10 protein-coding genes are annotated in these 10104 nt (G+C 36.7%); 3 read left to right on the top strand and 7 right to left on the bottom strand.

The genetic code is table 11. The features are described from left to right. Positions 1-137 precede the first annotated feature (137 nt). Both BKP35_RS11105 and rnjA read left to right on the top strand, forming a co-directional pair. On the top strand, positions 138-347 hold the full coding sequence (locus BKP35_RS11105; protein ID WP_071313423.1) for a DNA-dependent RNA polymerase subunit epsilon: 210 nt from the start codon (positions 138-140) through the stop codon (positions 345-347). 3 nt (positions 348-350) lie between these two features. Then, on the top strand, positions 351-2018 hold the full coding sequence (gene rnjA, locus BKP35_RS11100) for a ribonuclease J1 (protein ID WP_071313422.1): 1668 nt from the start codon (positions 351-353) through the stop codon (positions 2016-2018). Positions 2019-2066: 48 nt separating this feature from the next. Here the strand turns inward: rnjA and BKP35_RS11095 are convergent, their stop codons facing one another. The 3 genes from BKP35_RS11095 to BKP35_RS11085 all read right to left on the bottom strand — a co-directional run bounded on the left by BKP35_RS11095 (position 2067) and on the right by BKP35_RS11085 (position 4134). Then, a complete protein-coding gene (locus BKP35_RS11095; protein ID WP_071313421.1) occupies positions 2067-2732 on the bottom strand; it encodes a potassium channel family protein in 666 nt (221 codons plus the stop codon). 382 nt (positions 2733-3114) lie between these two features. Then, on the bottom strand, positions 3115-3561 hold the full coding sequence (locus BKP35_RS11090; RefSeq protein WP_071313420.1) for a redoxin domain-containing protein: 447 nt from the start codon (positions 3559-3561) through the stop codon (positions 3115-3117). A gap of 27 nt (positions 3562-3588) precedes the next feature. Beyond that, a complete protein-coding gene (locus BKP35_RS11085) occupies positions 3589-4134 on the bottom strand; it encodes a peroxiredoxin (protein WP_071313419.1) in 546 nt (181 codons plus the stop codon). 567 nt (positions 4135-4701) lie between these two features. On the opposite strand from BKP35_RS11085, the gene BKP35_RS11080 reads away from it, so the two are divergent. After that, positions 4702-5532, top strand: coding sequence for a mechanosensitive ion channel family protein (locus BKP35_RS11080; RefSeq protein WP_071313418.1), 831 nt, complete (start codon positions 4702-4704; stop codon positions 5530-5532). Positions 5533-5665: 133 nt separating this feature from the next. On the opposite strand, the gene BKP35_RS11075 is transcribed toward BKP35_RS11080, so the two are convergent. From BKP35_RS11075 to aceA, 4 genes are all read right to left on the bottom strand, one after another. After that, positions 5666-5914 (bottom strand): YkuS family protein, encoded by a 249-nt coding sequence (locus tag BKP35_RS11075; RefSeq protein ID WP_071313417.1) that lies wholly within the window; start codon positions 5912-5914, stop codon positions 5666-5668. Between the two features lie 213 nt (positions 5915-6127). Further along, complete coding sequence (locus tag BKP35_RS11070; RefSeq protein ID WP_071313416.1) at positions 6128-7246, bottom strand: N-acetyldiaminopimelate deacetylase; 1119 nt, start codon at positions 7244-7246, stop codon at positions 6128-6130. Between the two features lie 192 nt (positions 7247-7438). Further along, entirely contained in the window at positions 7439-8161 is a 723-nt protein-coding gene (dapD, locus tag BKP35_RS11065) for a 2,3,4,5-tetrahydropyridine-2,6-dicarboxylate N-acetyltransferase (RefSeq protein ID WP_071313415.1), read from the bottom strand. Between the two features lie 291 nt (positions 8162-8452). Next, entirely contained in the window at positions 8453-9730 is a 1278-nt protein-coding gene (gene aceA / locus BKP35_RS11060) for an isocitrate lyase (protein ID WP_139192859.1), read from the bottom strand. Between the last annotated feature and the right edge of the window lie 374 nt (positions 9731-10104).

Raw genomic sequence — 10104 nt, 5'->3', positions numbered from 1 at the left:
AGCGTACCCACCAATTGGCATAGTTTCACATATTATAAAAATAATGTTAGAGGTCGTGTCGAAAAATATTTTTTTGGTACTTCTCCAACGGCTCAAACCGTTGGTATATCAATATTTATAGAGGGAGAGGTTTAAAAATGATATACAAAGTTTTATTTCAAGAGTTAATCTCGGAAGCGCCTGTGCGCGAAAATACAAAATCAATTTATATTGAAGCAAATTCAGAGATGGATGTTCGAGAAAAATTAGCTTCTAAAAGCTATAATATCGAAGTTGTCCTTCCTGTTGATGGTGTTTATCTAGAGTATGAGAAGCAAAATGAAAATTTCAAATTGGAGAATATATAAGTTATGAAGCAAGTAAAAAACAATCAAACAGCTGTTATGGCCCTCGGTGGTCTAGGTGAAATTGGAAAAAATACGTACGCAGTCCAATTTCAAGACGAAATTATTTTAATTGATGCCGGAATTAAATTCCCTGAGGATGAACTTCTAGGAATTGATTACGTCATTCCTGATTACACATATTTAGTCAAAAACGAAGACAAGATTAAAGGATTATTTATTACTCACGGTCACGAAGACCATATTGGAGGTATCCCTTACCTTTTAAGAGAAATAAACATCCCGATTTATGGCGGTAAGTTAGCTCTCGGTTTACTAAAAGGTAAATTGGAAGAGCACGGTTTGTTACGAAAAACAAAAATGATTGAAATTCGCGAAGATGAGGTTATTAAATTTCAAAAAACTTCGGTTAGCTTCTTTCGAACAACCCACAGTATTCCTGATTCCTATGGAATTGTTGTAAAAACACCACCAGGAAACATCGTACATACTGGTGATTTTAAATTTGATTTCACACCGGTTGGCGAACCTGCAAATTTAACGAAAATGGCACAAATCGGACAAGAAGGAGTGTTATGCCTTCTTTCTGATAGTACTAATAGTGAAGTTCCTGGATTTACAATGTCTGAAAGAAAAGTAGGCGAGAGCATTGATTCTATTTTTGACAAAGTTGATGGACGAGTTATATTTGCTACTTTCGCATCAAATATTCATCGTCTTCAACAAGTAGTGGAATCAGCTGTTGCTCACGATCGTAAAGTTGCTGTTTTTGGCAGGAGTATGGAAAATGCAATTACAATAGGGCAAGAACTAGGATATATAAAAGCACCAAAAGGTACTTTTATTGACCATAATCAAATAAATAAACTGCCTAGTAATGAAGTAACCATTTTATGTACAGGCAGTCAAGGCGAGCCAATGGCTGCTTTATCACGCATTGCCTTTGGCACGCATCGACAAATTCAAATTATCCCTGGTGATACTGTAGTTTTCTCTTCTTCACCTATCCCAGGAAATACTCTTAGTGTAAGTAAAACGATTAATCAATTGTACCGAGCTGGCGCAGAAGTTATTCACGGATCTTTAAGCGATATTCACACTTCGGGCCATGGTGGACAAGAAGAGCAAAAATTGATGTTACGCTTAATAAAACCAAAATATTTCATGCCAATTCACGGTGAATACCGTATGTTAAAAATGCATGTAAAACTTGCGGTTGACTGTGATATTCCAGAGGAAAATTGCTTTGTAATGGATAACGGTGAAGTATTAGGACTAAATAATGAAGAAGCCGCTGTTGTAGGAAAGATTCCTTCTGGCTCAGTTTACGTTGATGGAAATGGTATTGGTGATATCGGTAATATCGTCCTAAGAGATCGAAGAATATTGTCTGAAGAAGGACTAGTTGTTGTAGTTGTTAGCCTTAACATGAAAGAATTTAAAGTAACAGCAGGTCCTGACATTATTTCAAGGGGATTTGTATACATGCGTGAATCTGGTGACTTGATTAATGATGCTCAAGCACTATTAGCAAAACATTTAGACTCGATTATGGAAAGAAAAACGACACAATGGTCAGAAATTAAGAACGAAATTACTGACGTTTTAGGACCATTCTTATATGAGAAAACAAAAAGAAAGCCAATGATTTTACCAATTATTATGGAAGTTTAAAATAAGAAAAGCACAAGACAAGAGGTTGGCCGTTAGGACAACCTCTCCTTAGTCTTTATCAAACAATGCATTTTCTAATTTATTAATATCCACGATGGCTCCAATAACAATTAATATATCTCCTTGTAGTATCTTCTCAGTTCCATGTGGAGAAACATTTATATCATCCCCCCGTTTAACGGCCATAATATTAACTCCGTATTTTGCGCGAATATTTAAATCAATTAATGTTTTGTTGCATATTTTTTCCCCGGCAATTAACTCTACTATACTATAATCTTTTGAAAGTTCTAAATAATCTAGCACATTTTTAGAAACGATATTGTGAGCAATTCTAATTCCCATATCTCTTTCAGGGTGTACCACTTTATGAGCTCCAATTTTATTTAATACTTTTTCGTGATAATCATTTTGAGCTTTTACGGTAATATGACTTACCCCAAACTCTTCTAATATTAATGTAGTTAAAATACTCGCTTGAATATTATCACCAATAGCAACAATTACATGATCAAAATTACGAACCCCAAGACTTTTAAGCGCATTTTCATCAGTTCCATCCGCAACAACAGCATGTGTAACGATCGTAGAGAAATTGTTGACCTTCTCTTCATCTGTATCAATGGCCAAAACTTCCATCCCTTGCTCACTTAGTGATTTACAAATACTTCCCCCAAATCTACCTAATCCGATAACCGCAAACTGTTTTTTCATAAATGTGCGTATCCTCCATTATCGTAATCCAATAAATTAATCATAACACAATATTAAAAATATTATATTAATTTTGTTTGAACTTTCCAACATATCAACTAACTAAGAAAAGCGCAAGGCGCCCGCCTATCGGCGAAAACCACTGGAAGGCCTGCGCGTAGCGGTCAGGTTTTAGACTGCAAGTCGTGCTCCTGCGGTTACTCGTCGCAAAGCTACAGTGAAGTATTTCAAGGTAGTAGCTTGACTGAAGTGGTCGAGCCGATGGCGCCTGAAGCTAGACAGCATTCAAATTTTTTTATACTTTCTTATCTTTGAACAAAAAAGCCCCTCTATCTATATTTTGTTCAAAAAAATAGATAGAGGGGCTCTTTATGATGATTACTTATTCTTTTATTCCTAAAACACGATTCACTCGTTTTGTTAACATCTTCATGCCGCCGCCACCTGCTTGGAAGTGACGAAGTTGACCTTCACTATCAAAAACATAATATGCCGGAACATATTGATTTTCGAAAGCATCAGTTAGCTTATGAGCATTATCAATAAAAATCGGCTGTGTAATATCGTGCTCTTTAGCAACTTTCTTAATTTCATCAAGATCTAAATCTTTTTCTGATCGTGGCATGTGAACTGCCACGACATTTAATTGATCTTTATATTGATCTCGAAACTCATTAACATTTGACATAGCTTCTTTACACAAATGGCAGCTAATCGACCAAAAATGAAATAACGTTGGTTTATTTCCAACTAAATCTTGACGTGTTAGTTCACCATTTAACCATTCAGTAGCTCCTGTTAACTCAGGCATAGGTGTTCTTAGTTTCACAGTAATCCCCGCCTTTGTAGTTAAAAATTATAATGTTTCTTGACCCGGCTTCCAGTTTGCAGGACAAAGTCCACCTGTTTGAAGAGCTTGAAGTACACGCAATGTTTCATCTACGTCACGTCCAATGTTGTTATGGTTAACAACAGAATACATTAACTCTCCCTCCGGGCTTATGATAAATAGACCACGTAAGGCAATACCAGCATCTTCAATTAATACACCATATTCTCTTGAAACAACATGGTTTGTGTCAGCTGCTAAAGGATATTTCAGTTCACCCAATCCGTTAGAAGTACGGTCTGTATTAATCCAAGCTAAGTGGGTATGAATTGTATCAGTAGAAACACCAATTACTTCTGCATCTAAATCTTCAAACTCATCGTAACGATCACTTAAAGCCGTAATTTCGGTTGGACACACAAAAGTAAAGTCCATCGGGTAGAAGAAAAGAACTGTCCACTTATCATTTTTCATATTCTCTTCTAGACTAACTTTACCAAATTCTTTATTCGCTAATACGGCATCCATTTCAAATCTCGGGGCTTGCTTTGCTACCATTCTTTTATCACTCATTTATAAAACCTCCTAAATTATGTACCCTATTGAGGGGTGTTTATTTATAATTATTATTATAAAAGAATAGTTATAATTAGTCAACTGTAAATTACAATTATTTTAAATTACTAATTTCATCCTTTTATAACAATCTATCGGTATTATACCCTGTATTTACTATATTAAACGAATCATATGCTCTAATTGAATTCAACGATACATACAAAACCTTCATGACAGCTTATCGTCACCATCCAAGAAGTAAATGCCGGCCATTCTGTCACCATCTAATACGGAAAAGGCGGATGATTTCCTTCTCTTCGCTTTGACCTTCTAACGAATCTCAGAGGCTCGTTCTCGAAATCATCCGCCTTTTTTCATGCAAAACTCTCATGGCGATTATTCGTCACCACCTAATATGGAAAAGTCAGATTTTTATTTTCCCAACCAACAAACCAACTAACAAACTAACCGTCAGCTTTCTTTTATACAAAGGCTTCAATATGTTAAACTACAAAATAGGTTTAGTACATTTTTTAAAAAGGGTATACTAAGCGACAGATTATTAATAAGGGAGCTGTTGTTATGAACTGGATTAATTCTATTGATATAAATGCAATTTTAATAAGCATTGTGATTATTGCCTTACAATTATTAGGAATCATTATTGGCTATATAATCGTTAAAAAAATAGGAAGTCGCCTAATCACAAGGTCTTTTACGAAATTAAGTGAGCAAAGAGGTATGCATCCTGGTAGAACGAAGACATTGGAAAAGTTAGCAATTAACGTATTTACATATTTTTTGATTTTTATTTTAATTACGATTATCATCGGGATTTTTGATTACGAGATCGCACCTCTTATTGCTGGGGCTGGGGTGATCGGTTTAGCGATCGGCTTTGGAGCGCAAGGGTTAGTAAGTGATGTTGTTACAGGTTTCTTTATTCTTCTTGAAAAACAAATCGAAGTAGATGATTACGTAACAATGGCTGGTGTTGATGGGGTTGTAGAAGAAGTCGGTTTACGAACGACAAAGCTTCGTAGCTTCGATGGAACGCTACACTTCATTCCCAACCGAGAAATAACGAATGTAAGTAACCATTCTCGCGGAAATATGAGAGCACTAGTTGATATTAGTATCGCATACGACGAAAATATGGATGAAGTTATAGCAATTCTGCAAAATGCTTGTGATGAAGTGGCCAAAGTTGAGGAAGCTATTAAAGAAGGGCCAAACGTTATAGGGGTGCAAAGTTTTGGTGATTCTGATGTCGTAATTAGAATCATTGCCAAAACCGAAAATATGTCGCAGTGGGCTGTCGAAAGAACGTTAAGGAAAACTTTAAAAGAGACGCTTGATAAACACGGAATTGAGATCCCATTCCCACATCAAGTTTATATAGAAAAGAAATAGAGGATGCCGATTGACAAACGTTTTCAACCAGGCTGAATTTATTGAGAAATACTTTGACTACAAACTGAGAGGATGTCTAAAAGACATCCTCTTTCTTGTATAAACGGCACAAATCTCCGTTTTATATCAATTTTTATTGTTGCTGAAGTTTGTTTTCTACTTGTTGGCATACTTCATCAGCATTCATTCCGTGTGCATTTATAACCGAGCCTTCTGTTGCCACATTTTGAATACCCATCATGTCTTGGTCTTGCCCCGTAATAACACAGCAATCACAATTTGTAGCATCACTTTCTTGCTTTAATTGTACTACTTCATAGCCTTTTGCTTGCAACGCTTCTTGCACAGCAGATAACGATTGTTCAACTCCAACTTTTGGCATAAAATAATCCTCCTTCTTTTTTCCATTGAATAAGTTAATGAATTTCATGCTGCCCTTTTTAGCGCCACTAAATTATTACATATAGTTAAGTTAGACCGCTCCCAACTAAATGTAGAATCGATGTAGCTATTTATTAGGATCATGAAATTCACTCTAGTAAGAGAGTTTTCTCTACAACGGTAATTTGTCCAAATAAATGGAAGATTATTCTGTTTATAACGATTTAAAATAATCTACAACTAAACCAATCGCAAAGGGAATAGCCTCTTCATCTGGGTTAAGCTTCCCCGAATGGAGTCCATGTTCAGAGTTTACACCTAACCAAAACATAAAGCCCGGGATCTCTGCAAGGAAGTAACCGAAGTCTTCACCAGTCATCGCTTCTTTACACTCTATTAATTCTGTACATTTGCGACTTTCAACAAAATTCATAAACTGTCTTGTGATAGCTTCATTATTATAAACTTGACAGTAATTCGCTCCAAAATCAATGGTTGCACAACAATCAAAACCTTCCTCTATCCCTTTTACAAGTGAAGCAATACGTTTTTTCACATTGTGCATTGAGCTCATTGATAACGTACGGAGTGTTCCTTCTACCCTCGCATTTTCAGCGATAATATTTTGCTTTGTCCCTCCGGAAATTTTTCCAATTGTGACAACTGCAGAATCTAGTGGGTTGATATTTCTTGCGACAATTGATTGCAGTTGTGTAACAAAATGGCTTGAAGCAACAACCATATCATTTGCTGTATGAGGGTAAGCGGCGTGACCACCTTTACCTTTAAAATCAATAAATAGCTCAGAAGTATTAGCAAAAAGTAAACCTTCTTTTGTTGCGACGGTACCGACAGGGTATTCCGGAGCAATATGCAAAGCAATAATCCTATCAGGGCGATTATTCTTCAAATAATCACTTTCAAGCATAGGCTTTGCCCCGCCAGGCCCTTCTTCTGCCGGTTGAAAAATAAATAATAAGGATTCTTTCGGTTGGTTTTCAGCAAAGTATGTAAGTACTCCTAAGGCAATACTCATATGAAAATCGTGTCCACAGCCATGCATTTTTCCTTCGTGCGTTGATTTAAAAGAAAGATTCGTTTCCTCAACCATTGGTAACCCATCAATATCAGCACGATAAGCTACCACTTTCGAAGGAGCGCTCCCCGCAACTTTCACAAAAATTCCTGTTTTCCAAGTATCAATGGTTAAATATTGCTGTGGCAAGCTCTCGATATAAGTGAGAAGATATTGTTGTGTTTTCGTCTCTTCAAAACCGAGTTCAGGGATTTCGTGTAATTTACGCCTAATATTAATAAAAGAATTACTCATCATAACTACCTCTTTTGTATTTTTTATTTAAAAATCGGGGGTGCCCCATAAGTGTCAGATTACCAAGAAAAATACTAAACATAAACGCATTTATTGAAAATCCGTCAGTATTTAGCGTCTCGTGGTGACTGACACTTTGATATGGGACACCCCCGTAAGAAAAGCGCAAAAGGCACCCTTCATAAAGCGTCTTAATTATTGGTCTTCATTTAATCGACGAAGCTCTTGTTTAATTTCTGTTTTTCCTTTTGTTTTCTCATCAATTTCTTTAATAACACGTGCAGGTGTTCCTGCAACTACTGTATTTGTCGGTACGTCTTCTGTTACAATCGCCCCAGCTGCAATAACCGCTCCTTGACCAACGGTTACACCTTCAAGAACTACAGCATTGGCACCAACTACTACATTATCTTCAACAACAACAGGCTTTGCTGATGGTGGTTCAATAACCCCAGCTAAAACTGCTCCTGCACCAATATGGCAATTTTTACCAACCGTCGCTCTCCCACCTAGGACAACGTTCATATCGATCATTGTTCCTTCACCAACAACAGAACCAATATTAATAGAAGCTCCCATCATAATTACTGCATTTTTTCCAATTTCTACTTGATCGCGAATAATCGCACCTGGCTCAATTCGAGCTTGAATATGTTTCATATCAAGCAGTGGAATTGCAGAATTTCGACGATCATTTTCAACGACAAAGTCTTCAATTTTATTTTCATTCGCTTTTAATGCAGCTTCAATCTCAGCCCATTCCCCAAATAGTGTTCCAGTATTACCCGAGACAAACGCTTTAGTATTGTCACCAAAGTTAATACCATCTAAGTCACCTTTTACATAAACTTTTACTGGCGTTGATTTCACGCTGTTTGAAATAAACGAAATAATTTCGTTTGCATCCATCATTTTCATCTTTCTTCCTCCTATGCTATGTACAATGATTGTAAGTGTTTTGCAAAACTTTTCACAAAAATAAACGCAAATGTATTGCCTTTGTCTATACTAAAACCTAATAGTGCGTGTTCACACCCTCATAATTATAGTATTAAACAAATCAATTATACTTTACTCTAACAAAATGTAGGAACAGTGACAAGAAATATGTTTTATGAGAAAAGCGCAAGCGCCTTGTTTAGCTTCGAAAAAAAGCGCAGCGTCTGGCGAAGGACGCTGCGTTCTAAAAGGAGGTATAGATTTTAGTGATTAAAACTGTGCCACTTCCGTTGAACCTTTTAAGGCTGTAGTGCTAGAGGTACCTCCAGCCACCGTTTGAGAAACTTCATCAAAGTAACCAGTTCCTACTTCACGTTGATGACGTGTCGCAGTATACCCTTTAACTTCGCTTGCAAACTCGTGTTGCTGAAGCTCAGAGTAAGCTCCCATACCACGAGATTTATACTCATGAGCTAACTCAAACATACTATGATTTAAAGCATGGAATCCGGCTAACGTTACAAACTGGAATTTATATCCCATTTTACTTAATTCCTCTTGATATCTTTCAATCGTTTCTTGATTTAAGTTCGCTTTCCAGTTAAATGACGGTGAGCAATTGTAAGCTAACATTTTACCAGGAAATTTTTCATGGATCGCATCTGCAAAAGCCTTAGCCTCTTCTAAACTTGGCTTAGATGTTTCACACCAAATTAAGTCTGCATACGGAGCATAAGCTAACCCACGAGAAATCGCTTGATCTATGCCTGGTTTTGTTCGATAGAATCCTTCTGGTGTTCTTTCACCAGTAATAAATTCATGGTCGTACGGATCAACATCACTAGTAATTAAATCCGCTGCATCTGCATCAGTTCTTGCAATTATTAACGTTGGAACACCAGATACGTCAGCAGCAAGTCTCGCAGCCGTTAAATTTCTGATCGCTGTTTGTGTTGGTATTAACACCTTGCCACCTAGATGACCACACTTTTTCTCTGAAGCTAACTGATCTTCAAAATGTACTCCTGCAGCTCCTGCCTCAATCATTCCTTTCATTAGTTCAAAAACATTTAATTGCCCTCCGAATCCAGCTTCCGCATCAGCAACAATCGGTAAAAAATAGTCAATATCATCTTTACCTTCCATATGTTGAATTTGATCCGCCCTCTGTAACGCTTGGTTAATTCGTTTAACGACCATCGGAACACTGTTAGCGGGGTATAAGCTTTGGTCTGGGTACATATGACCAGCAAGATTTGCATCGGCAGCTACTTGCCATCCACTTAAATAAACAGCTTGTAACCCTGCTTTCGCTTGTTGTATCGCCTGATTTCCAGTTAAAGCACCAAGTGCTGCTACAAAATCCATAGAATGTAATTGATCCCAGAGACGCTCCGCTCCTCGACGGGCTAACGTATGTTCCACTTGCACCGATCCTCTTAAGCGAATCACTTGCTCTGCCGTGTAATTCCGTGTAATTCCCGCCCATCTCTTATTGGTTTTCCAACTGTTTTCCAAATTATTAACTTGCTCTTGAAAATTACTCACGTTCTCATCCCCCAATTTTTTATTTTTGAACAAAATTCAACCTCTTGAGCGTACTTATGAAATACTAATACGCTCGCTGTATTACTACAGTTTTTATTTATATTTAGTATACTATAACAGGCACAACTGTTTTGCAACGACTTTTTTTTGAAATTTTTCGAATGTTTTCGCTGAATATTTTTCGTGTAAAATTTCAATAAGAAATTCAAAAAAGCCGATCCTACTAATGGATCAGCTTCTTGAAATTTCTTACCATTTATTTGTTATTAAAATATATTGATTTGCATAAAAAAAATATTTAGTAAAAACAACTTTAGAGGCTTGTTCGGAAAAGTTGACCTCATTTGTTTTACATACAAAACGCGCATGAAGAA

Source organism: Anaerobacillus arseniciselenatis (assembly GCF_001865995.1).
In the GTDB taxonomy this organism is placed as follows: Bacteria; Bacillota; Bacilli; order Bacillales; family Anaerobacillaceae; genus Anaerobacillus; species Anaerobacillus arseniciselenatis.
Note: the sequence above shows the minus strand (reverse complement) of the source record. Positions and strands in the feature narration are given on the sequence as shown.

Coding starts and splice junctions, on each gene's coding strand:
- BKP35_RS11105 (WP_071313423.1), top strand. CDS start 138: ATGATATACAAAGTTTTATTTCAAGAGTTAATCTCGGAAGCGCCTGTG.
- rnjA (WP_071313422.1), top strand. CDS start 351: ATGAAGCAAGTAAAAAACAATCAAACAGCTGTTATGGCCCTCGGTGGT.
- BKP35_RS11095 (WP_071313421.1), bottom strand. CDS start 2,732: ATGAAAAAACAGTTTGCGGTTATCGGATTAGGTAGATTTGGGGGAAGT.
- BKP35_RS11085 (WP_071313419.1), bottom strand. CDS start 4,134: ATGAGTGATAAAAGAATGGTAGCAAAGCAAGCCCCGAGATTTGAAATG.
- BKP35_RS11080 (WP_071313418.1), top strand. CDS start 4,702: ATGAACTGGATTAATTCTATTGATATAAATGCAATTTTAATAAGCATT.
- BKP35_RS11075 (WP_071313417.1), bottom strand. CDS start 5,914: ATGCCAAAAGTTGGAGTTGAACAATCGTTATCTGCTGTGCAAGAAGCG.
- BKP35_RS11070 (WP_071313416.1), bottom strand. CDS start 7,246: ATGATGAGTAATTCTTTTATTAATATTAGGCGTAAATTACACGAAATC.
- dapD (WP_071313415.1), bottom strand. CDS start 8,161: ATGAAAATGATGGATGCAAACGAAATTATTTCGTTTATTTCAAACAGC.